Below are 23,331 nucleotides of genomic sequence, written 5' to 3' on the forward strand. Positions count from 1 at the left end.
TTATTCGCCGAATTTGGAATCGATCAGCGCGACCAGGGTATCGACGGCTTTCACTTCGTCTTCGCCTTCCGCGGTAATTTCGACCTTCATACCCTGGCTCAGGCTGAGCGCCAGAATCAGGATAATGGATTTCGCGCTTGCGGATTCGCCGTCCTCCAGATTTTTGATCGTGATCTTCGATTTGAATTGGGAAGCGCACTTCACAAAGTCGGAAGCGGGGCGGGCGTGCAGGCCGGTCCGATTGTTAATGGCTGTTTTTTTGGAATACATGGCGGATGCCTCCTTGTTACTAACGAAAATTGATATTTTGTTTCAGTGACAGCAGGGAACAGTGCTCAGGCCTTGTTTGTAAATGAAAAACCGACGGATTTTCATCAATAAGACAAGGCTCTTGATTTTACAGACGAGGCCTAGGAAAGGATGTCCTTCAAAGCGTCGTTCAGGTACTGTTCCACTTCTTTTGCGGTGGAAAGAGCCAGCACTTTTTCCGCGATTTCCTGAGCCTTTTTCATCGGCAGCTCGTTGACCAGCTTTCTGGTCTGCGCGACGGAGGAAATGCTCATGCTCAGCTTTCGGACGCCCAGCCCCATCAGGACCGCGGCGCCGAGACGGTCGCCTCCCAGCTCGCCGCAGACGCAGATGGCCTTGCCGTTTTCAAGGAAGCTTTTCGCGGCGGTGTGGATCAGGCGGAAAAGAGCCGGATTATAGCTCTGATAATACTGGCTGACGGCGGGGTTCAACCGGTCGACAGCCATGGTGTACTGGCACAGGTCGTTGGTTCCGACACTGGCAAAGTCGACTTCTTTCGCCGCAAAATCCGCCAGAAGCGCAATAGAGGGGATTTCAATCATAATCCCCAGCTTTACGTCGGGGGAAAACGCGATTCCTTCGCTGGTCAGTTCCTCTTTTACTTCGGAAACGGCCTGTTTGGCACGGCGGATGTCGTCCATGCTGGCGACCATGGGGAACATGATCCACAGGTTGCCGTAAACGGAAGCGCGGAAGGCGGCGCGCAGCTGCGTGCGGAAAATATCGGGCCTGTCAAAGCAGAGCCGCAGGGCGCGGTTGCCCAGAAACGGGTTTTCCTCATGCGGAAGGTTCAGACAGTCGAGTTTTTTGTCGCCGCCGACATCCAGCGTGCGCAGCGTTACGGGGCGGTCGCCGAAGCTGGTGAGAACCTCGCGGTAAACTGCAAACTGCTCTTCTTCGGTGGGCAGGCTGTCCCTGCCCAGGTACAGGAATTCCGTGCGGAACAGGCCGACGCCGTCGGTGCATTTTGCCCCTTCCAGCGACTGCCCGCTAATGGAGGCCAGATTCAGTTCAATATCCACCCGCACTCCGTCCGGAGTGACGGCTTCTTTATCCATATACGCGTTGATCTGCGCCTGCTGTGCAAGAAAGCGGCGGCGCTTCTCGGCGCAGTCGGAAAGCTGCTCCGCCGTTGGTTCGCTGATGACCTGACCGGTCAGCGCGTCGGCGATCACAGTCTCCCCCTGGGAAAAGTGCTCCGTCGCGTTCTCCACGCCCAGAATGGCGGGGATTCCGTAGCTTCTGGCAATAATGGCCGAATGGGACGTGCTTCCGCCGATCTCCGTGACAATGGCCAGCACGTTTTTCCGGTCCAGGGTAGCCGTGTCGGAAGGCAGCAGGTCGTGAACGACGATGACCGCGGGAGCGGGGAGAGAGGACAGGTTTTTCTCCGGTACGCCGTTCCAGACGCGGATCAGACGGTTTTTTACATCCCGGATGTCCGACGCGCGCTCCTTGATGAGCGGGTCGGGCGATTTTCCGAGGATCCGCGCGTATTTTTCAAAGACTTCGTCGATCGCCCTGTCCGGCGAGTAACGGTCGTTTTCGATCAGCTCGCGGATATCGCCGTCCATGGCCTCGTCAAACAGAATATCGATATGTGCGGTAAAAATTTTCGCTTTTTCGGGGTCGGCGGTCTGCAGGCGGGTACGGATGGCTTTGAGCTCCGTTTCCGCGTTTTTCCGTGCGGACTCATATTTGTTTAACGCCTCTGCAGCCGCGCCTTCTTCTAGCGGCGCTTCGCTGACGGCGGCGGTAAAGGGCTGGTAAAGAAAAACGGGACCTGCCGCAATTCCTCTTGAAACGGGATTGCCGTGATAAATCATATGGTTTGTGCCTCCTTAAAAACATGCCGGAAAGGTTCGGCTATATCCCGTCTTCCGCAGGGATTTGCTGCAGCTTTGGTTTCTTTTTGAACTGCCTGATGCCGATTGCACCCATTTCCATTGCGCCCTGAACGTATTCTTCCATCGTTTCTTTCTCTTCCAGCAGGACGGAAGTCAGCATGGGCATATTCAGACCGGAAATGACTTCAATTTCTTTGTCCGGGAATTCGCTTTTGAGGGTAACGGCGGTTTTGAAGGGAGATCCGCCGGCCAGGTCCACCAGAACCAGAATCTGATCGCCGAGCGCTTTCATCGCCTGTCTGAGCTTATCGGAGAGCGTGTCGACATTGTCCGATTCCACAAAATCCACGCCCAGATATTTTTCCCTCGGTCCAACAATCAGCCTGGACGCGCTCATCATTCCGGTGGCAAAGCTGCCGTGTCCGGTTATCAATACTCCGATCATCGTTCTATATTACTCCTTTTATAAGCAATCTATACTGCAGGCAGCTTCGTACGGCGCGGCGTTCCCGATTGGAACGGGGCTGCTGTGGGATTTCTGAAAACTGCCTGGTTTCTTCTAATGTAAGGAAAGTCCGCCTACAGGATTTCCGAAGCGGCGTCCCGGTCCAGAACCACGACCCCGTTTTTCGTAAGCTGCAGGACCGTGCCCGGCAGCATGGGCGTGGGTTTGGTCAGGCAAACCTTTTTTACGATCTCCGCCTTGGCTTTTCCGCCCGCCTGCAGAACGACCTGCTTTGCGTCCAGAATGTGGCGGATTCCCAGAGTAACCCCTCTGGACAGCGGAACAGGCTTTGAAAAATATTTCTGTCCTACCTTTTGGGTGACGGGGTCGAGGGTGACGACTTTGGCATAGCTCTCAAAGGAAGACCCCGGCTCGTTCAGAGCCAGATGGCCGTTCATTCCCAATCCCAAAAGCATAAAATCAATTCCGCTGCGTTCAAAAATAAACCGATCGATTTTTTTACATTCTTCTTCCATGTCTTTCGCGTGAATATCAAATAAACGAATCTTCGACTTTTCAATATGAAGCGGTCCGTAAAAATTTCGGAACATAAATGAAGTGCAGTTTTCCGATTCGTCTTCCAAATCCAGCCATTCGTCCAGTTCCACAAACTCCGCCTTGCTGAAGTCCGCTTCGCCGGAATCCGCGCGCTCCTTCAGAATCTGATAGGTGCGGATCGCGGTGTTTCCCGCGGCCAGGCACAGCAGTAAATCCGGCTTCGTTTTTACGGCCTCACAAAGAAAGTCCGCGCAGCGCTGCGACATCGCCTCAAAGTCGTCGCAAATGATTGTTTTTGGAGGGGCTCCCGTGTTTTCATGATGAAGGGAAGGGATCCCTTCCCTGTTTTCCTGTAAATTCATTGCTGAATCCTCCGATAGGAAGTCATTGGCTCTGTCCGTGAGCGGGGGTCGGGCGGCTCCGGTAACAGCTTCGACAAACCATGATAGTGAAATGGGGTACAGAGAACTGTACCCCCGACACTTTTAGAAATTAAAGGATACCCAGGAAGGAAAGAAGAATCGCAAGACCGAAAGTAACCGCAATCAGCACGACCGGGCTCATTTTCTTCTTCCTCAGGAAGAAAAACATCAGCAGGGTATAGGCGAAGGGCAGTATGTTTGGGAAGATCTTATCAAGAAAATCTTTCTGAATTGAAACGGTTTTTGACGCATTTACCACAATTTCCGGCAGCAGAGAAATATGCACATAGGATGCAATCAGTCCGCCGATTACTGTTACGCCAAGAATTGTGGCAGCCTTTGAAATAATTCCCGAGTATTCCCGTAGCGTATCCACCGCTTTCAGACCGAGATTGTAGCCTGCATGGGTCCACGCAAGACGGAGAATAAAGATGGTCAGGTAAACCGCGAAAAACAGCAGCGGGCCGACGATGCTTCCGCTCATTGCCATGGAAGCGGTAATACCGGCGATGATGGGCAGAAGGGTGAACCAGAAGATCGCGTCGCCGATACCGGCAAGCGGTGCGAACAGAGCGACCTTCAAGCCTTTGATGGTGCCTCTGTTTTCCTTCGCTTCTTCCAGGGAAATCAACAGGCCCATCAGGAAGCCGACAAGGTTCGGGTGTGTGTTGATGAACTCAAGGTTATCCGTCATTGCTTCGGACAGGCCCTGCTTGTCGTTCTTGTAGATTTTCTTCAGACATTCCATCTGCGCCAGCAAAAAGCCGCCGCTCTGCATTCTTTCATAGTTGAAGCTGGCCTGCAGCAGGGAAGAGCGCCAGCCGAGTCTGGTGATGTCTTTTCTGGTTAATACTTTCTCAGGAGCCGTGTTCTTCTCAGATTCCTTCATTGCCGTCATCTCCTTCTCCTTCAGATGCAACACCGGTTGCAACCGCGGTTTTTCTGTTGTTTCTTTCATTGTTAAACACAATCAGCGCCATGGCCATGCCGACGACGGCGACCGGCAGCAGATTGGAAAAAGGAATAAAGCTTGCGATGACAAAGCCTAAAATAAGGTATGGAACGAATTCGCCCTTCAGCATGACCTTCAGCAGCATACCAAATCCGACTGCCGGAAGGATACCGCCAGCGATCTCAAAGCCGTGGGTCAGCCATTCGGGCATCGCCTTTACCAGAGCCTGCATCGCGTCCTGTGCGACATAGGCGCAGAGGAAGACAACAATGCCGTAGGTAACGGCTACGATTCCCGTTGTGAGAATGTTCAGGCGGGCAAGGCTCTTGCCGTCCGCTTCTTCCGCGTATTTGTCGGCTCTCTTCATAAACAGAGAGAAGCTGGAGTAGTAGAACAGAATGATATACTGCATCAGGAAGCTGAACGGAAGGGCAAGGCCGATCGCCGTTGCAGGATCCTTTCCCGTGGTGTAGGCGATGACCGTGGTCATAACGCCGGCCAGAACAGGGTTCGGCGGCTGTGTGCCGCCGGCGGGCGTAAGACCCGCGAAAGCCAGCTCCGTCAGTCCGCCCGCCATAAGGCCCAGCGGAACGTTGCCTAAAATGATACCCGTCAGAGTACAGACGATGATTGGCCGGAAAATAAACAAAGCCTCAAGCCAGAAGTCAACGCCGACTATAATTGCCATAATAGCGAGCGCAATGCCTTGAGCTAAAGTAATTGCCATTAGTTTTTCCCCCTTTATTTTTGTTCCAGAAGTTTCGCCATACGGTAAAAGCTGCCGATAATGCCGGTGATGTTCCCCCTTTCCTCTCCAATGGATTATTTTTTGGGTATGTGCTCTTTGATGTCCCCCGGGACATCCTGAATATAGAGATCTACATTCATCGCCTGAATCGCCTGCAAATCCTCCATGTCCTTGTCATTGACATAGACTTTTTTGCTCAGCTGACGCTTGCCGCTGGTAAAATGCATGTTTCCCACGTTGACTTCCTTAATGGGCACGCCGCCTTCCAGCAGAGTACGCACAGCCGCCGGAGTCCTGCAGATAATGAAGATTTTCTGGCTTGGAGCTGCTTTGCCGATGATGTCGATGGTCTTTTGCAAAGTAAAGAAACGGATTCCCGCACTGGAAGATTCAGCAGTCATTGCCATAAGCTGCTGCTGTATTTCATCGTGAGCCACGTCGTCATCCGCGACTAAAAGCAGATTTGCACCCAGCGTCGCCGTCCAGGTGACCCCCACTTGGCCGTGGACCAGGCGGTTGTCGATTCTCGTCAAGAGTATGTTTGGATTTCCCACTTAAAATCACCCCTCGTTCAATTGTTTCAGATTTGTTAGATAAGTTTTAACATATCATGAACAGAAATACAATAATTATGACTTTTTTTCAACCAGTTCAAAAACAGGTTCCGAATTTCGATCGATACCACTAGTACAATAGGTTTTTTTATGATAGAATAATAGCATGGTTTTTGTTTAAATTGACGATGGTTTATTTGCTGTCGAAAAGACGGGAAAGGAGTATATGCAATGCCGAATCTGCCATTGTATCAGGAACTGCACGACCATATCCTGCAGTACATCAACAGCCACGAATACCCCGAAAACGGCCTGCTTCCATCGGAGCGCGACATGTGCCAGATGTATAAAGTCAGCCGGTCGACCGTAAGGCAGGCGCTGGCTTTACTGGAAGAGGAGCAAATGGTCTATACCATCCATGGCATCGGTACTTTTGTAAAGCCGAAGGTATTTGAGCAAAACCTCTCCCAGTTTTATACCTTTACCGATGACCTGAAAAACAAGAATATCTCCTTTCACAGCCATGTTTTAAGCTATGAAACGATCACCCTCAGCCGAAGCCTTGCCCTGAAGCTCAGGGCGGAGAGAAGGGAAGCTTACCACAAGCTGGTGCGGCTTTGCTCTGCCCGCGACTATCCGCTGGTCATTGAAACCACCTATCTGCCGAAAAACCGGTTCGTGCATATCGATGTGGACGCGGTGGAAAGCCGGTCTCTTTATGATTACCTCAGCGCCAAGTATGGGCTGAAGGTGGACCGGGCGACCGAAACCTTTATTCCCATTCTTCCGGACTCCGAACAGTGCGAGCTGCTGAAGATCTCCCCCAGAATCCCCTGTATCCTGCTGGAGCGCTTTAGCTACGAGGGTGACGGTCTGGTGGAATATACTTCCTCTGTGGTGCGGGGGGACAAATACGTTTTTAAAATTGAACTGAATAACCGGAAGTGACTTTCGTTTTTCGGCGGTCGCGGCCGGCTTTGCTGCGCGTGAAGCCGGCGGACAGGCGGAAATTGAAATGGAAAACCGCCCGGTTATAGTCTGCCAAAAAACTGCTAATTTTATAAATTCACTTGACAATGACCCGCATATTACATATAATAATAGGGCTGCCCGATGACGCGGGCGCAGGTTGACTGCCATTGATAGTGAAAGCTTTTAGCCGCACGGTGCAGGGAATTTCATCGTGCATATCGTCAGCGACGAGGTGTAACTCAGCTTGGTAGAGTGCTTGGTTTGGGACCAAGATGCCGCAGGTTCGAACCCTGTCACCTCGACCAAAAAATGGGACCCAGCTCGTGGAGTTGGGCGCCATTTTTTCGTCGTAAGTGGTTCATTGGCGGAATCTGGCGATACAGCCGGGAGAGACAGAAATTTCATCGAATTGCTTGACAAATAAACCGTAAAATGATATATTAGTCGAGTGCTGAAAATGCTGGCGTAGCTCAGTTGGTAGAGCAGCTGATTTGTAATCAGCAGGTCGGGGGTTCAAGTCCGTCTGCCAGCTCCAATTGCAAATAAGTGCAAACTTATCAATAGAATATGGGAGAGTTCCCGAGTGGCCAAAGGGGGCAGACTGTAAATCTGTTGCTTTATAGCTTCGATGGTCCGAATCCATCCTCTCCCACCAGAAAACAGGCAAGCCTTTAAGGCTTGCCTGTTTTTTTACTGTCCGTAGCTGTAAAGCCCGCTTTTATCTGCGGGACGCTTCGATTGTCGATTGATGATAGAACCAGCCCGGTGCCGCGACCCAAGCTTTGTTCTGCAAAGAAGGGACCGCCGCAAAACAAAAGTTTTGGACTGTGCCCCGTTGAACAGAGAAAGAAATAAAAACCCTGTCGTAGAATAACACGGCTTTAGCGGCCTTACTTCGGATTTCAAACGGAGTGAGGCCGTTTTTTATGTTGAGGCGCTCACATTTATTGAGGGAGACTCTTTTTGTCAAACGTCCATGTTTTGCCGGAATCATCCGTGATATAACGAATCTGTGTTTGCGCTCCGGTATCATTGTCCGTCATAGCAACGGGCAAAACGCCGGACGCGCCGTGAAAAACAGGGGACAGAGCCGTAGGATAGGAATTGACGTTTTTCAGCTCCGGCGGCAGCCCGACGGCGCATTTCGCCCAGGTTTTCCCCTTGTCCTGCGTTCGGTACACGACCGGGTCCGCATCGCTGTCATAGCGGAAGGACAGAAAGCCCGTGGTTGGACTTGCGAAGCCCGCTCCGGTCACAACATGCGGGTAAGCTTCGCTTGTATTGCCGATTTCAGACCAGATTTTTCCTCCGTCCGCCGTCAGAAAAACGCGGTTTTTCTGGGACCCCGACGCGACATCGCCCGCGGTGACCAGCCATCCGTCCTTTTTCGAAAGAAATCCGAGAAATTTGGTTCCGGCATGATCCGCCCCGGCTTCCGCCACCCGGGTGCTGCTCCAGGTCTTTCCCTTGTCGTCGCTGACAAGGATCTTTACGCTGCTGTCCGCTTCGGTTCCGCCATACGCAACGGCGGTAACTTCGTCGGATATGTAGACCGCCTTATCGCTGAAGTAGGAAGCCGAATCGCCCGTGCCGGCTTCAAGCGGTACGGTGCAGGTCGCTCCCTTACCGTCCCGAATGACGAATTTTCCGTCTTTCAGCATATAGGTGCTGTTCGCCTGCAAAAGGGCAATGTTGTCAATTGTCTGCTGCGTGTTTTGACCTCCCGCCCTGTAGGTAAGAAATACCCCCGCGATGCCGATGATGATAAACACAGTGATAAGGCCGCTGAGACCCTGCGGCTTTTTAACCATATCCATTCAATTTTCCTTCCTTCTTATTTTGGATATTCGCGTCCGCTGATAGTAAGCTATGAACGGGCTGCCAATGCGTGGCTTTTATGAAGATGCGTGCATTTTCCGGTATTCCGTCGGGGAACAGTTCATGTATTTTCTAAAATTTTCCGAATAGTAGCTCGCGCCGGAGAAGCCGACCTTTTCGGAGATTTCGGTGACGTTATACTCCCCGCTCAAAAGGAGCGGAATGCTTTTTTCAATCCGGTATTTCAAAAGGTATTCAAAAGGGGTCTGGCGCATGGTCTTTTTGAAAAAACGGCAGTATCCGCTTTTGCTGATGTTGCAGGAGGCGGCCAGCCCTTCCAGCGTGAGCCTTTCAGAGTAATGGCTGTGAATATAGTTTAACGCCTGCTTTAAATAAAGGATATCTTTGGAACCGGCGCTGTCCTTTTCAGCAAGCACGCCCTGCAGCTCCCGGAAAAGCAGAGTCCACAGCTCGCACAGCCTGCCCTTGATCTGCAGTTCCCGGTAAAGGCCGTTTTCCGTGTACGCCCGGTTGATTTCCCTGATGAGCTGCATCATCCGCCTCTGCGGGGGAACCTCCTGACTCAGGTAGAGGGAGGGGCAGTTCTGCGACTGGATGACCGGCAGCACATAGGCGTTTTCAATCGTGCTGTTTTCATGCCCGAAGACCAGCACGGGGTTAAATGTAATGACCAGATACGAGCAGTCCTGCCCTTCGTACGATTTTGCGGTGTGCAGGACGTTTGCGTTGACAAACATCCCGCAGCCCTCCGTAAGAATGTAGACAGTATCGTTTGCCTGATATTCCATCGCCCCTTCCAGAACAACGGTAAATTCCAGATCGGGGTGCCAGTGGACCTCAAAGCTTGCGTGCTCATATTCGGAGAGAATCTCGTGGCTGAGGAAAAACGGGAACCCGTAATCCCCGTGCGGCGACTCCTCGGAGAGGTTTTTCCGAAGGATTAATTTTTTCATGGCGCTGTCCTCCATGATTATAATATTGTTATAAGAATAGGCAAAATTCCGATAGATAATAGAAGATATTATCATTATACTGGTTATCAGAAGAAGGTTCAAGAATTTTCTGACAGTTGTGGAAGGAAAGGGGAGGGAAACGATGAGCACGGCAGAATTCACCTGTGATTCCTATTGCGGAGACTACAGCAGACGTGCGGCGAGGGGGCGCTCGCTGTGCAGACTGTTTACGGACTGCACCTACGACGGAGACGTTTCCGCCGATCTTGTTCCGGAGCTTGCGGCACTGCGCGTTTTCAATCCTGAGTACCGAATCCTAAAGGCCAGAGAGCGCATGCGGGGAAATTTCCCGTGTGACGCGCAGCATTTGAACGGCATGATGAAGAATTTTCTTTCCGCCGCCAACGGAAGCTCTTCCTACAGCGTACCGGTCGATCTGATTTTTGAACGGCTGCAGGAATGCTGCGGTTCGGAAAGTGGCGATCTGTTCCCGATAACGCTGATTGCCTGTAAAATGCAGGAAGGACGGGTTTTCTGCAGTGTGGAACGGCTTTTTTACAGCGGCGGAGATTGCGCGGCGTCAAAGCGGACACTGAACCGGCCCCTGTATACGGAACATCCGGAGCAGCTGACGCGGAAATTCCGGAATCAGGGCTACCAGGAGACTGGTGTGATGGGAAAAGGGGACTTTGCCCGGCAGCTGAAAAAGGTTTTCAGCGAACAGTTCGGGTTTACAGTATTATAAATGTTGCTGCGGTTAAGCGGTTAAAACACCCAGGCGGATTGCCTGGGTGTTTTTTTGTCCGCGGGCAGGCTAAATTTACACAATTTCATCAGAGGAATCTATACCGTATTTGTATACTTCCTTTCTTGACAGACGGAAGGGGCAAGATTATAATACGGATATTGACTAATAGTCATTTTCCATGATTTAACAGAAAAAGGGCGAGGGGATGACGGAAATTGAAGACGACAAAGATTCTGGAAAACAAAAAGCTGAAAATGACAAAGCTCTATGACGCCGCTTACGAGCTGTTTACTTCAAACGGCGTGCATAACACGATTATAGACGATATTGTAAAAAAAGCGGGCGTTGCAAAAGGAACGTTCTATCTGTACTGCAAGGATAAATATGATCTGGTTGATAAAATCATTTTAAAGAAAAGCGCGGCGGTATTTGACGAAGCGATGAAAGCGGTTGCGGAGCGTCAGAAGATCAAAGAGATGGATTTTCTTCAGAGCGTGATCTTTTTCGTGGATTATTTAGTTGAGTTTTTCAAGAAAAATAAAAAGCTGCTGTCCCTGATCTATAAAAATCTGTCCTGGGATTTGTATGAAAAGGCTTTGACCTATGACGAAATGGAAGGGGCGAAGAGGATCTTTATTCAGCATTTCATTACCGCGGGGGGCGACAGCGAGATCGCCAGGCAGCGCCTGTACATTGTTGTTTCCATGGTCGGGGCCGTCTGCTACAACTCCATTGTTCTGGAAATGCCCTATCCGATCGACAGCGTGAAAGGCGAACTGTACCGGTCGATCCGGGAAATACTGGCCTGAACGCCCGCAGGCGAAACAAACCCATTGAAAGCGCTTTTAATAAAAATACAACAAATAAGGGAGCATCGGGAATGAAATTGCCAGGAACCCGGGAGGGCTCGCATTCTGTAGTAGACCTGATTATCAATCGCAGAAAACAAATCGAAATCGTCTTTATCGTCCTGGTTGTGGCCAGCGTTTTCTTTAACTCGTTTGTCGACATCAATTACGACCTGACGAAGTATCTGCCGGAGACCACTCCCGCCAAGCAGGGAATCAGCGTCATGAAAAAGGAATTCGGCTACCCCGGCACGGCGCGGGTGATGATCGACGATGTCTCGCTATATCAGGCCAAGGCGTACAAGGATAAAATCGAGGCCGTGGACGGCGTCGACATGGTGATGTGGACGGACACGGCGACCGACGTTTATCAGGCCGACCAGTTTATCAGATACAAGGATATTGAGGACTATTATAAAGACGGCTATTCCGTAATGGACATTACCTTTGACGAAAGCGATACCAGCACGCGCACCTCGCAGGCCATCGACCGCATTCAGGAAATCACGGGCGATAAGGGGCATTTTGTCGGGGCGGCCGTTCAGAACAAGTCTTTGAGCGAGAACCTGAAAAAGGAAATGGCAAGGGCGACGGTCATCTGCGTCGCCATGATTTTCCTGTTTCTCTGCCTGACCACCACGTCGTGGTTTGAACCCGTGCTGTTCCTTCTGATTATGGGAATCGCGATCATCATCAATCAGGGGACGAATATCTTCTTGGGCGAGGTCTCGTTCCTGACCTCCAGCGTTTCTTCCGTCCTGCAGCTTGCGGTGGCCATGGACTATTCCATCTTCCTTATTCATTCGTTTACGGCGGAACGGGAAAAGGGGCTGGACCTGACGACCGCCATCGCCAACGCGATCCGGCACTCCGCCAAATCCATTCTGGCCTGCGGCGTCGCGACCTTCTTCGGCTTTATCGCGCTGGCTTTAATGAAGTTTTCCATCGGATTCGACATGGGAATCGTTCTGGCAAAGGGAATTCTCATCAGCGTGCTGACCGTGCTGTTTTTGATGCCGGCCCTGATCATCCGCTGGGCCGGACTGATCGAAAAAACCGCCCACCGGCCGTTCCTGCCCTCTTTTGAAAAATTCGCCCGCGGCGTGTTTAAAAGCCGGTACGCGGTTCTGGCCGTGGTGCTGATTGTCGCCGCTCCGGCTTATATAGGAAAAGGAATGACGGATTTTGTGTACGGCAGTCAGGCCGTCGGCGCCGGTGAGGGGACGAAGGTGTACGAGGATGAACAGGCGATCGACGCGAAGTTCGGCCGCAGCAATATGCTGCTCGCTATTGTTCCCAACACCAGCGTGGCAAAGGAACGGGAACTTTCGCAGAAGCTGGAGGACCTGAGCTACACCAAGAGCGTGACCTCCCTTGCGAACACTCTGCCCGAGGGCATCCCGGAAAGCATCCTTCCCCAGAGCGTGACGGGAAAGCTTCACACGGACAAATATTCGCGCATTCTGATCTACATAAAAACGAAGGATGAAAGCAAGCTCGCCTTTCAGTGCTCGGACGAAATCCAGTCCATTGTGAAAAAATATTATCCGGAAAGCTCCTATGTGGTCGGAACCACTCCGTTCACGCAGGATATCAAGACGACGATCACCAGCGATTACGACTTTGTCGATATGCTGTCGCTGCTCAGCGTGGCTCTGGTCGTCATGATCACCTTCCGGTCCCTGCTGATTCCTATCCTGATTCTGATCCCGATCGAAGTCGCCATTTTTATCAATATGCTTTTCCCATATCTGGTGGGAAACCAGCTGATTTTCATGGGCTATATTATTGTAAGCTGTATCCAGCTGGGCGCCACGGTGGATTACGCCATCCTGATGACGAACAACTATCTGGAAAGCCGGGAGCATCTGGACAGCAAGGCCGCGACGATCGAGGCGGTCGCCATGACGACCCCGCCGCTCCTCACCTCCGCCACCATTCTGGCGGGCGTCGGTTATATCCTGTACTTCACTTCCTCTATCAGCGCCATAGCGGATATGGGGCATTTGATCGGCAGGGGCGCTCTGCTCAGCCTTTCGATGGTGATTTTCGCGCTGCCGGCGCTGCTGTACTTCTTTGACAAACCCATTACACGCCATACCCAGCGGATGCGGGACCTGCGCGAAAAGGCGCGGAAAAGGCTGCCCGCGCTTCACAGGGGCCGCTCGAACCCCGCTGCCTGACAGGCAAGAACATGCAATCAAGGAGGAATTTTTCCATGAAAAAAATACAGAGGGCTTTGGCCGGAATCCTCGCGGCGGCGGTGCTGGTCCCGTCCCTGTCCACCACCGCGCGGGCTGCGGCGCCGTCCGTCTCCACGGACGAGGCAGTCTACGTCAATCTGGATTATTACGGCAAACCGCAGAAGGTCAACATTGTCAAGGGCTGCGACCTGGACGGCGTCGGCCAGTTTACGGACTACGGCTCTTACGAAAAGGTCACCAATATGACCAATGAGGCACAGCCCACCGTCTCCGGGGATTCGGTCAGCTGGAAGCTTCCCCAGAGCACGGGCCGTTTCTATTATGAATGTACGCCGAAAAACGGGACGGTCACGCTTCCGTGGAATTTCGACGTTTCCTACAAGCTGAACGGCGTTCCCACAGCGGCGGACAAACTGGCCGGGGCTTCCGGGCTGGTGGAGATCGATATTAAAACGACGCCCGACAAAAGCGCGCCGGAGTATTACCGCAACAACCTTCTGCTGCAGGTCGGGACGGTCGTAAAGATGAAGGACACGCTGAGTGTGGAGGCCCCCGGGGCGCAGGTCCAGTCTCTGGGCGACTATAAGGCGATCCTGTTCGCCGGGCTGCCGGGGGAAGAGACGACGGACGTCATCCGCATCGGCACAAACAGCTTTGAATCGATCGGGGTCGTTATGATGATGGTGCCCGGTACGCTGGAGCAGATGCAGGATATCAAGGACCTGAAAGAAGATAAGGATACCATCAAGGGCTCCATGGACGCCATCAGCGACAGTGCGAATGAAATCCTGAGCACGCTGGAAAGCCTGTCGGGCGGACTCAAGCAGACCCAGTCCGGCCTTGCCGCGCTGGACGGCGCCCGCCAAAGCGTCAGCTCCTCCAAGGGCGGCGTATACAGCAACGCGGACAAAGCGCTTGCGGATTTGTCCCAAACGGCGTCCCAGACCTCGGCGCTGGTTCCCCATCTGCAGAAAAGCCAGCAGCTGGTGGAGGACGTGAGCACCACCCTGAACACCATGTCGCAGAACGTGACCATCGTCGGTTCCACAATGGCTTCGCTGTCCGCTACCATCAGCAAGGTGCGCAGCGACGTGAACGACCTGCGGGACGTCCTTGACGACGCGGACGACGCGTCCGGTCGGCGCGCCGCACTGGCCAAGGACCTGAATACGCAGCTCGGCACGGCCAAAACGACGGCCAAACAGCTTGCCGCGCTGCTTTCGCAAATAGACGACGGTTCCGCGCAGCTCACTGCGGATGTGCAATCGCTGATGGAGACTATGCAGCAGATACAACAGTCCGGAACAGGCAATGCATCTACCTATCAGCTGATGCAGAGTATCGGTACGGTGCTGACCAGCTTGCAAACCACTCAAAAATCCTCCGCAACGCTGGAAACGGCTCTGAAAGCGATACTCGGACAGTCGGATACCCTGTTTGATACGGGAGCGAAAACCGTCGGCGTAGTGGATTCCTATCTGGACGTGCTCGACGACGGGGCGGACTCGGCGGACGACCTGCTGCGCCATGCGAATCAGGCCGGCGGCAATTTGAAAGATCTCCTCAATATTTCGCAGAGCGTCACCGACAATATTGCGGCGCTGAACGGCACCATGAACCAGTACAAGGACGATACGGTCGGCGCGCTGAAGGATATGGAAAGTCTGGTTGGCAGCCTCGCCCGCACGATTTCCAGCGCGCAGGCGTTCCTGACCTCTCTGGAAACCGTTGCGAAAACCAGCGGGAACAAGCTGGACGACGGTACCCGCCAGACCCTGAACGGACTGATTTCGGTATTGCAGAAGGCTTTGGGCCAGATCGACGATACCTCCACCGTCAAAAATGCGAATCAGACGATTAAGAGCGCCGTCGACAAGGAGCTCAACAAGTTCGAGGATGAGAACAATTTTCTGAATCTTGATGCGAAGGCAAAGCCGATTTCGTTCACGTCTTTGAAAAACGCGTCCCCGTCCAGCATCCAGATCGTCCTGCGGACGGAGGAAATCAGCAAGGATGATGGGAATCAGGGGGAAAAGGACCTGGAGCAGCAGGAAAACGGTTCGAGTGTTCTTGACCGGATCCGCAGCGTATTTACAAAGCTTTGGTCGGCGATCACCTCCGTATTTTCATAAATAAAAAAATTCTTCCAGTTTTTTCTAAATATTTTCACAAAAATATCACAAAGACATGCTATAATAAACACAAAGATTTATTTGGAAGGGATTGGAAATATGAATTTTATAAAACACAGCCGCTTACATACAGTCCTCGCTGGGTTTCTGGCCGCGGTCATTTTGGCGCTGCCTCTCGCCGGGTGTGCACAAACAGCCGCCGTTCCCGATTCGTCCTTACGGACGGAATCTTCCGCGGTAACGAACAATCCCGCTCCCCAGATAAATCCGTCGGGTTCAGCGGAAACTTCGGGGCAGAGCGCGAAAAAAACCGATTCCGCCGTTGCCTCCGGGGCGAAGACTGCTTCTGAAACAAAGCAAAGCCAGAAAACAACAACGGCGGCGCCGAAAACACAGGCAGCGTCGGACGAACAGACGCTCAAAAAGACTTCCGGCGACGCGCTGGCGGACAACGGCGTACAGTTCAGCGTACCCAAAAGCTTTGCAGCCCAATCGGGCTATACCTACGTGGATCAGCGGGAGGGCTACAATTACCTGCCCGACCTCGCCAGTCGCGCCGTATATAAACAGATTTTTGAAAGCGCCTACAAGATATCGGCCTCAACCACTTCCGAGGGCTACTATCCTACCCAGAAGATCGTCGTATCCGGCAGCCGCCTTTCCGAGGCGCAGCTTCGCGTGATCCTGCTTGCGTTCCTCAACGACAATCCTCAGGTCTTTTGGCTTGCGAACGCGTATTCCTATGCGTACTCCAATGACAGCACCTATATCCAGCTTTATTCCGTCGTGTCACAGCCCAACTGCACCGCGATGATCCAGAAGATGAACCAGAAAGTGAGCGCGGTCATCAGCGCAATGCCGGCTGGGTTAAGCGAGCTTGACCGTGAATTGTACCTTTTTCATTATATAGCGCAGAACTGTACCTATAATAATGCCGCCGTCTCCGACTCCAGCATCTGGCAGGCTTTTTCCTCCTACGGCGTGCTGATTGACGGAACCGCGGTCTGTGAAGGGTATTCCAGAGCCATGCAGCTCCTTTCCAGCTATGCCGGCCTGCAGTGCATGCTGCTGAGCGGACAGAGCAGCGGGGTCAACCACATGTGGAACGTCATCAAAATAGACGGCAGCTGGTATCATCTGGATACGACGTGGGGCGACAGCGATACGGAGGTATATAACTATTTCAACCTGAACGATGCTGCGATTGCCCAGAGCCGTACCATTTTCCCAAGTGCGTCCACCCTGACGGACGACCAGATCGACGGTACGGTGGGCGGCGAAGCCGCAAAATGCAACCTGACTGTTCCGGTCTGCACCGCGACCGCCGCCAACTATTTCAGGGCGAAGGCCGCGAAGGTGAGCAGCAGCTTGGAGGACAGTACCGTGACAGCCGCGCTGACTTCTGCCGTACAGTCGAAGAGTTCGTCCGTTTCGTTCTATATTGACGAAAGCGTTGACTTTGAAACCGTGATGGCCGGGATGACGACCAGTTCGCCGTATGAGCTTCTGAAGTGCGTTAATGCGGTGAACAGCAAACAGGCGGCCGGGAGCCGGATTGACACGGATAATTTGCAGTATCTCGGCGATAAAGTGAACCGGGGCATTACCCTTTTCCTAAAATATAAATAAGAAATGGCCCGCAAGCTTGTCTTACGGGCCATTTACTTCTCAAAGAACCCATCCTACGCATCAAGCGAAGGATGGGTTCTTTGCAGTTTGAGCCGGTTTATACCGGTTCCGATTGCTGCTTTTTCTTTTCAGTCTGTTTCTCAGATTGAAACAGCTCTTCATCGAGCTGCTTTTTGATTGATGGCAGCCGAAGCAGCTTGAGCATGGCGGTAATCTGGAATTTCTGCTCCGCATCATCCAGGGCGCCGCCCAGATGGTCGTTCATTTTCTCCAGCCGGTAAATTACGCTGTTGCGGTGCAGGTTCATTTTTCTGGCAGTATCGGTGATATTGCAGTTATGATTGAGGTAGTAGTCCAAAAGTTCCGTGTTATCGTTCCCGGTTTCCTTTGCTGCGGCGTACAGCCGCCGGACCGGTTTGGTTATCAAATTTTTCAGGGACATGGTTCCGCTGGCCTGACACATTTCCAGCAGGCAGTAAAAGGTGTATTCCGAAAAATGAAGAATCTGCTGCCCGTTTTGCAGGAAAGCGGAGGCTCTCAGTACGGCGCTGCACTCCAGGCGGGCGTCATGCAGCTGCAGAAGGGTCTCAAACGGCTGGCTGCAGCCGCAGATCCCGTTTACGGTCTCCATCATTTTGCGCAGGTCGTCAATCTGATTGGGACGAAGGAGCTTTGCATGGGAATCCTGGCCGCCCCGGTAAATCAGAACAAAGATACTCTCCGCGTGGCTGATTACTTTGCTGTGGGCGAACAGCGCCTTGCAGTTATTGGTCACATAGGTAATCAGGGGAGCGGAAAAGTAGGCAAGCTTGATTTCCAGCAGCAAAAAGCTGGATTCAAAGGGAAGCCGGACAAATTGCAGCCGGTCGTGAATATCCGGTTCCAATCGGAGCCGGTTTTCCAGAAGGTCGATCAGGAACGGTTCATATAGCCGCTTGTTTGTTTCTACCGCGTTGCGCGGAATCTGAGTGGTGTACCGGCAAAGATATTTTTCCAGCTGGCCCAGCAATTCCAGCTGGCCCAGAGTGGGTGGGCTGTCAAAGTAATACTGCGCCATCGTGGCGACGTTCCGGTTCTGGTGGGAAAACACCCGGATAGCAAACGGGCAGTTGGCCCAGTTTGGCGGGTAAACAAGAGAAATCCGGTCGTATTGGTTGACATTATTCAGATAACCCATTTCAATAATACGCTTTATGGTTTTTCCGGAAAAGCTGCCGTTTTTTACCATGTCGCTGATGGGCATTCGGTCTCCCACGTCCTCACAGTTCAGACAGGCCAGATATTCAAACGATGGGTTCCAGATAATGATGGGGTGGGACAGAATCCCCTGGGCCGTGTCCACCAGATTCTGAATACTGCCGTTATTGGCAAGCACCATTTCCATATCCGCCCTCCAGCGGTTCAGCCGGGAGAAAAAGTTGGAAATCAGGTTGTAAGCTTCGGCCGCGTCCACCTGGTCGGGAAGCATCAGCAGGTTGCAGCAGAGCTTGTCCGCTATTTGGCGGTAGGCATCCTGATCGCCATACAGAAGAAAGCTGCTTCCTTTCATCAGCTCCGGCTGAACAGACGTTAGCTCCTCCGCTCTGCAGAACCACAGGGTGTTGGGGGAAATCTGCTTATTGGAGGACTGCGCCGCCCGAACGCTGAAAAGGCCGCATTTCTCAAAAAGACATTTGGAAGCGGACTCCGCGTCCTTCATGGGGGAGACCTGTATTCCTTTTTCCCAGTCAGAGCATTGACTGTACAGAATTTCCAAAATCAGTTCCAAAGAAATTTTCACTGTTTTTTCCTTCCTTTTCCACGGTTGGGACACTGGATAAAGTGCCCACTGAGGGACGTTTTCATTCTCCCATATTTCATAATCTCATACAATGAAATCTTTCCGGATACGACGTATACTGAAACAATTGAAGCAGGGGCCCTAGGGCCCTTTGCGGGAGATCGTTCGTTAATTAACCAACAAACAGGGAGGCGGGAATATGTCACAACTTGTGATGACAGAAATTGTTCAGGGCGTTGCGACCCTGATACTGAATGATCCTGATAAGATGAACGCGCTAAGCCAGCCAATGGCAGAGCAGCTTTTTTCCGCACTGGAACAGGCTCGCTACGACGAAAGCGTAAGAGTGATCGTTCTTCGGGGAGCCGGCGGCCGGTTCTGTGCGGGCGGTGATATCAAATCGATGAAAAAGCGGGTCGATTGTTATGCGCAGGGCGTTGCGCCGGATACGTCCGTTCCGTCCAATATGTGGAACCTGAACCGTCTGGTGCTTACCATCCGGCAGACGGAGAAACCGGTGATTGCCTGGATTGAGGGCGCGTGCGCGGGCGGCGGGATAAGCCTGGCCATGGCCTGCGACTTTTCCATTGCCGCGCAGGATGTCAAAATGACCTGTGCGTTTGCCGGGATCGGACTGGCCCCGGACATGGGGAGCACCATGATACTCCTGCGCAGGACCAGCCCGGTCGTAGCGACCGACCTGTTTATGACTGCGCGGCGCTTTACGGGACGGCAGGCTGCGGACTGGGGAATCATCACCAGAGCCGTACCCGCAGAAGAGCTTGACAAAGAGGTGGCTTCCTTATCGGCACAGCTGGCAGGCGGGCCCACCCGGGCTTACGGCGAAATCAAGGGAGCGGTAAACCGGATTCTTTACGACGGACTGTACCAGTGCATGGCAAATGAAGCCGCCTGCGCGGAACGCCTGACCCGTTCGAAGGATCATGCCGAGGCCGTCAATGCGTTTCTGGAAAAACGAAAACCCGCTTTCCAGGGAAAATAAAATTTTGAATGCAAGTGAGTGAATCATGAAAAAGTTTCCCTTTCAATATAACACAGAATTAGACGCTTCCCAACTGCTTTCCGCCGCGGCTTCCCGCTACGCAACGAAAACCGCTGTGATCGACGGAGAAACGCGTGTGACCTATGGACGAATGGAGGAGCGGGTGAACCAGATGGCAAGCCTGCTGCTAAGGCTGACAAACGGAAAAACGGGGGTGCATATCGGCCTGATTTCCACCAACAGCGTGGAGTACCTGATGCTCAATCTGGCCTGTGCCCGTGCCCGTATGGTTTCGGTGCATATCAACTGGCGGTGCAGCCCGCGGGAATTGGGTTACCTGCTGCGCAGCACACGCTGTGAAATCGTGTTTTATAAAATCGACCGTGCCGATTGGCGCGGGGCAGTGGTGGAGGAATTTGGCGAAAAACTGCGGATGGTTAATCTGGCGGAGGACGAAACCGGGGGTTCTCCTTTCCGGAAAATGGTTGAAAACGAGAGCACGGCTCCCGTTCGCATAGAGGGCAGCATGGATGACATTATGACTTTTTATCATACGAGCGGAAGCTCCGGAACACCCAAAACCGCCGTTTATACTCACCGGATTTTTCTTGATAAAGTGGTCTGCACCATCCTAGCACAGGATTTTTCAGCGGATATGGTATACCAGACGATGACCCAGCTGTTCCATGCGGGGAGCCTTGGCGGGTATATGTGCCTTGCCTGCGGCGGCACCCTGATTCTGCTCAGCCATTTTAACGAAACCGACTATCTGGAATGGATTGACCGGGAGGGGGTCACCCGGATTACCCTTGCCCCGAATGTCCTGCAAAGGCTGCTGGATCATCCTCAGTTCCGGCGGTTTGATCTTTCCACCCTGCGGACCATTAACTGTTCCATGGCGCCCATGCCGCCTTCTCTGCTGGAGAAGCTCGGTGTTCAGCTGCCGCATGTGCAGCTGATGGAGATTTACGGGATGACGGAAATGTGCGGTGCCGTCACAGTGCTGCACCCTGCTCAGCATTCCGGCGGGAGCGACCCCCGCCGTCTCTCTGTGGGAAAGGTCATAGACGGCTGCAGTCTGCGGATCGAATCGCCGGACGGCTCGGTCTGCCCACCGGGACAGGTTGGTGAAATCGCCATCCAGGGCTCCGGGATGATGAAGTTCTACTATGATGATCCCGAAAAGACGGCATACATTATGCGCGGCGGATGGTATCATTCGCAGGATATGGGGTATTTGGACGAGGAAGGCTTCCTGTATCTGAAGGGCCGCTCGCACGACATGATTATTACCGGCGGGGAAAATGTCTACCCCAAGGAAGTGGAGGATGTTTTTTACGACAATCCCGCCGTGAATCAGATCTGCGTGTTCGGCGTCCCGAGCGCGTACTGGGGGGAAGCGGTTGTGGCCTGTGTGGTACCGAACGGCGGTGTTCCCTTTGACGCGGAGGAGCTTCGCTGCTTTGCCCGGAAGCACATGGCCGGCTATAAGGTGCCAAAGCGCATCTGGCCGGTGGAAAAGCTGCCGGTGAATCAGGCGGGGAAAGTCCTGCGCCGATTGCTGACGGAGAAGTATGGACCGATTTACAAAACAGAAAACGGATCGTCATAAGATTAAGAAAGAAACGGCAGAGCGCGGCTCTGCCGTTCTTTTTTATAGCGCGCACTCCGTCGGGACGCCGGAAAGCCCTGATCCGATCAGACGCCCGCGGTATATGTACTGAGATCAGAAAGTAATACCGAGGGCAATCAGAAATGCGCACAGGATGGAAACAAGTACAGGTCCTACGACCGTAAGCATGAAGTGGTTCATATAGGCATCCTTATAGGTGAGCTTGCAAAGGGTGTAGGTGTTTGCAAGCGCGGAAGAATTGGGCAGGGTATCCAGACCCAGCGAAGCGATGGAGCACAGGCGGTGCAGCGCGGGGGCCGGAATTCCCATCGTGAGAAAATGGGCGCCAAGAGCATCCAGTGTGAGCGTCAGACCGATGGAAGAAGAGGCCGAAAAACCAGCGGCAATGTTGATCGCTACGATAATCTGAAAGGCAGGGGGGCCGGGGATGGAATCCAGGCCGCTCAAAATAAAGGAAAACCCGGGGGAAGCGGACACGACGGCACCGAATCCCGCGGCGGAAGCAAGAGCCAGCGCCGTACTGCAGGAATTTACAGTTGCGTCCTTCATGTCGTCTTTGTAGTCCAGTTTGGTTACGCCAAACAACACCATGATTACCAGACAGCCGATTCCCAGGGCGACCGCCGCGTCCAGATTAAAGCCGTTCAGGGCAATCAGCATGACGATGGACGGAAGCAGGCATTTCCACAGCGGCTGTTCCTTTACCCGCTCGACGGTTTTCCAGCCTTTTTTGATTTCTGTTCCGGAAGGCTCAAAGCCGATGCCTTTCTTTTCGCACCGGCCAATCGCGTACCAGACCCACCAGCAGGAAAAAGCAAGAGAGGCGATTGAGCAGAGAATGCCGAGTACGGGGGCCGCGGAGGCGGTGGTGCCGAAGTAGCTCATCGGCAGCAGGTTGGTCAGCTGCGGGGAGCCCGGCAGCATTCCGGTCGCAAAGGTTCCGGTGCCGATGCCGATGCAGGTAAACATGAACCAGGGGATGTCCAGTTCTTCAAACAGGTCTTTCCCAATATAAATCAGGGTAAAAATCACAACGAATACACTGATTCCTCCGTAAATAAACAGGGAAGTAAGCAGACCCATGGACAGACAGGCGATGAACTTTTCATGTTTGGGAAAGCGCTTGGCGATCCGGCACATTTTGTAGGCGATGGACTGCGCGGCGCCGGTGTCGCCCATCATTTTTCCGAACAGTGCGCTCATCAGGAACAGCAGGATATAGGCTTTCATAATGCCGCCCAGCTTACCCATATAGATGTCGCCGAGCGCTTTCAGTATATCCATACCGGAAAACAGCGCGACTGCAATTGCGCCGCCGAGAGTGGAAAAGGTGATGCTGTAGCCTTTGAATACCCCTACAACAAACACCCCTACGCCCAATATAATTCCCATCAGGCTCAGAATTTCAGGTGACATGTTCTTTCTCCTTGTTTTTTGTGATTTCAGGTACGCCTCACTGAAGGCGAAGGAGCACTCCCCTGTTAATAAAATATCATTCTTTTACCCGTGTCTCTACGTTGGACTCTACGAAAATTCAAAGGGCTTTCTTCAGGATTGGTAGTCATTTTGACCAGCGGGTTTTCGGCGGATGTTTTGCGGTTTTACAACATCTCCGCCCGCCTGTGAAGAGAGCCGCCCGGCGTAAACGCCGCGTCCTTCGTGCAGTTCATCCAGAGTGGATCTTTGACGCCGCGGGTAAAAAATATGCGCAGCGGTGTATTTACTATATCATACGATCAGCATATCTCCAAAGCG

General features: G+C 52.8%; 19 protein-coding genes and 3 tRNA genes. 11 read left to right on the forward strand and 11 right to left on the reverse strand.

The features are described 5' to 3' along the window. The 7 genes from LY85_RS13380 to agaB form a co-directional block, all read right to left on the reverse strand. Window positions 1–270 (reverse strand): HPr family phosphocarrier protein, encoded by a 270-nt coding sequence (locus LY85_RS13380; RefSeq protein ID WP_038321960.1) that lies wholly within the window; start codon window positions 268–270, stop codon window positions 1–3. A gap of 140 nt (window positions 271–410) precedes the next feature. Continuing rightward, window positions 411–2,135: a phosphoenolpyruvate--protein phosphotransferase gene (gene ptsP / locus LY85_RS13385; protein ID WP_243122562.1), complete on the reverse strand. Its 1,725-nt coding sequence runs from the start codon at window positions 2,133–2,135 to the stop codon at window positions 411–413. Between the two features lie 40 nt (window positions 2,136–2,175). Beyond that, complete coding sequence (locus tag LY85_RS13390) at window positions 2,176–2,601, reverse strand: PTS sugar transporter subunit IIA (protein ID WP_038321958.1); 426 nt, start codon at window positions 2,599–2,601, stop codon at window positions 2,176–2,178. A 134-nt stretch (window positions 2,602–2,735) separates the two neighbouring features. Beyond that, window positions 2,736–3,521, reverse strand: coding sequence for a glucosamine-6-phosphate deaminase (locus tag LY85_RS13395; protein WP_141827048.1), 786 nt, complete (start codon window positions 3,519–3,521; stop codon window positions 2,736–2,738). A 130-nt stretch (window positions 3,522–3,651) separates the two neighbouring features. Beyond that, on the reverse strand, window positions 3,652–4,470 hold the full coding sequence (agaD, locus tag LY85_RS13400) for a PTS galactosamine transporter subunit IID (RefSeq protein WP_038321957.1): 819 nt from the start codon (window positions 4,468–4,470) through the stop codon (window positions 3,652–3,654). Then, entirely contained in the window at window positions 4,457–5,260 is an 804-nt protein-coding gene (gene agaC, locus LY85_RS13405; RefSeq protein WP_038321956.1) for a PTS galactosamine transporter subunit IIC, read from the reverse strand. Before agaC ends, agaD begins: the two co-directional genes overlap by 14 nt. Before the next feature lie 95 nt (window positions 5,261–5,355). Further along, on the reverse strand, window positions 5,356–5,835 hold the full coding sequence (agaB, locus tag LY85_RS13410; RefSeq protein WP_038321955.1) for a PTS galactosamine transporter subunit IIB: 480 nt from the start codon (window positions 5,833–5,835) through the stop codon (window positions 5,356–5,358). Between the two features lie 231 nt (window positions 5,836–6,066). Here agaB and LY85_RS13415 point away from each other — a divergent pair, with 231 nt between their 5' ends. From LY85_RS13415 to LY85_RS13430, 4 genes are all read left to right on the forward strand, one after another. Beyond that, complete coding sequence (locus tag LY85_RS13415; RefSeq protein ID WP_038321954.1) at window positions 6,067–6,783, forward strand: GntR family transcriptional regulator; 717 nt, start codon at window positions 6,067–6,069, stop codon at window positions 6,781–6,783. 252 nt (window positions 6,784–7,035) lie between these two features. Beyond that, window positions 7,036–7,112 (forward strand) — tRNA-Pro (locus LY85_RS13420). Between the two features lie 154 nt (window positions 7,113–7,266). Beyond that, window positions 7,267–7,342 (forward strand) — tRNA-Thr (locus LY85_RS13425). A 34-nt stretch (window positions 7,343–7,376) separates the two neighbouring features. Then, window positions 7,377–7,462, forward strand: a tRNA-Tyr gene (locus tag LY85_RS13430). 289 nt (window positions 7,463–7,751) lie between these two features. Here LY85_RS13430 and LY85_RS13435 read toward each other — a convergent pair. Both LY85_RS13435 and LY85_RS13440 read right to left on the reverse strand, forming a co-directional pair. Continuing rightward, window positions 7,752–8,624, reverse strand: a complete 873-nt coding sequence (locus LY85_RS13435; RefSeq protein ID WP_141827049.1) for an exo-alpha-sialidase — start codon at window positions 8,622–8,624, stop codon at window positions 7,752–7,754. Between the two features lie 78 nt (window positions 8,625–8,702). Next, complete coding sequence (locus tag LY85_RS13440; RefSeq protein WP_185741219.1) at window positions 8,703–9,599, reverse strand: AraC family transcriptional regulator; 897 nt, start codon at window positions 9,597–9,599, stop codon at window positions 8,703–8,705. Window positions 9,600–9,741: 142 nt separating this feature from the next. Between LY85_RS13440 and LY85_RS13445 the strand changes: the two genes are divergently transcribed. The 5 genes from LY85_RS13445 (at window position 9,742) to LY85_RS13465 (ending at window position 17,160) form a co-directional block, all read left to right on the forward strand. Next, window positions 9,742–10,344, forward strand: coding sequence for a hypothetical protein (locus tag LY85_RS13445; RefSeq protein WP_141827051.1), 603 nt, complete (start codon window positions 9,742–9,744; stop codon window positions 10,342–10,344). 218 nt (window positions 10,345–10,562) lie between these two features. Further along, the gene (locus LY85_RS13450) at window positions 10,563–11,156 is read left to right on the forward strand and encodes a TetR/AcrR family transcriptional regulator (RefSeq protein ID WP_185741220.1); all 594 of its coding nucleotides are present in this window, start codon (window positions 10,563–10,565) and stop codon (window positions 11,154–11,156) included. A 71-nt stretch (window positions 11,157–11,227) separates the two neighbouring features. Continuing rightward, on the forward strand, window positions 11,228–13,378 hold the full coding sequence (locus LY85_RS13455) for an efflux RND transporter permease subunit (protein WP_141827052.1): 2,151 nt from the start codon (window positions 11,228–11,230) through the stop codon (window positions 13,376–13,378). Window positions 13,379–13,413: 35 nt separating this feature from the next. Then, window positions 13,414–15,531: a hypothetical protein gene (locus LY85_RS13460; protein ID WP_141827053.1), complete on the forward strand. Its 2,118-nt coding sequence runs from the start codon at window positions 13,414–13,416 to the stop codon at window positions 15,529–15,531. A 99-nt stretch (window positions 15,532–15,630) separates the two neighbouring features. Then, entirely contained in the window at window positions 15,631–17,160 is a 1,530-nt protein-coding gene (locus LY85_RS13465; RefSeq protein WP_141827054.1) for a transglutaminase domain-containing protein, read from the forward strand. Between the two features lie 97 nt (window positions 17,161–17,257). Here LY85_RS13465 and LY85_RS13470 read toward each other — a convergent pair whose 3' ends face one another. Continuing rightward, the gene (locus LY85_RS13470) at window positions 17,258–18,940 is read right to left on the reverse strand and encodes a PucR family transcriptional regulator (RefSeq protein WP_141827055.1); all 1,683 of its coding nucleotides are present in this window, start codon (window positions 18,938–18,940) and stop codon (window positions 17,258–17,260) included. A 199-nt stretch (window positions 18,941–19,139) separates the two neighbouring features. On the opposite strand from LY85_RS13470, the gene LY85_RS13475 reads away from it, so the two are divergent. Together LY85_RS13475 and LY85_RS13480 are read left to right on the forward strand one after the other, a co-directional pair. After that, window positions 19,140–19,943: an enoyl-CoA hydratase-related protein gene (locus LY85_RS13475; RefSeq protein ID WP_141827056.1), complete on the forward strand. Its 804-nt coding sequence runs from the start codon at window positions 19,140–19,142 to the stop codon at window positions 19,941–19,943. A 25-nt stretch (window positions 19,944–19,968) separates the two neighbouring features. Continuing rightward, window positions 19,969–21,555 carry an AMP-binding protein gene (locus LY85_RS13480; RefSeq protein WP_141827057.1) on the forward strand — a complete coding sequence of 529 codons (1,587 nt, stop codon included), beginning with the start codon at window positions 19,969–19,971 and terminating at the stop codon, window positions 21,553–21,555. A gap of 114 nt (window positions 21,556–21,669) precedes the next feature. On the opposite strand, the gene LY85_RS13485 is transcribed toward LY85_RS13480, so the two are convergent. Continuing rightward, window positions 21,670–22,992: a GntP family permease gene (locus LY85_RS13485; protein ID WP_141827058.1), complete on the reverse strand. Its 1,323-nt coding sequence runs from the start codon at window positions 22,990–22,992 to the stop codon at window positions 21,670–21,672. Window positions 22,993–23,331: the final 339 nt, after the last annotated feature.

Origin of the sequence: Clostridium sp. KNHs216 (assembly GCF_006714885.1) — a bacterium.
GTDB lineage: Bacteria > Bacillota > Clostridia > Oscillospirales > Acutalibacteraceae > Caproiciproducens.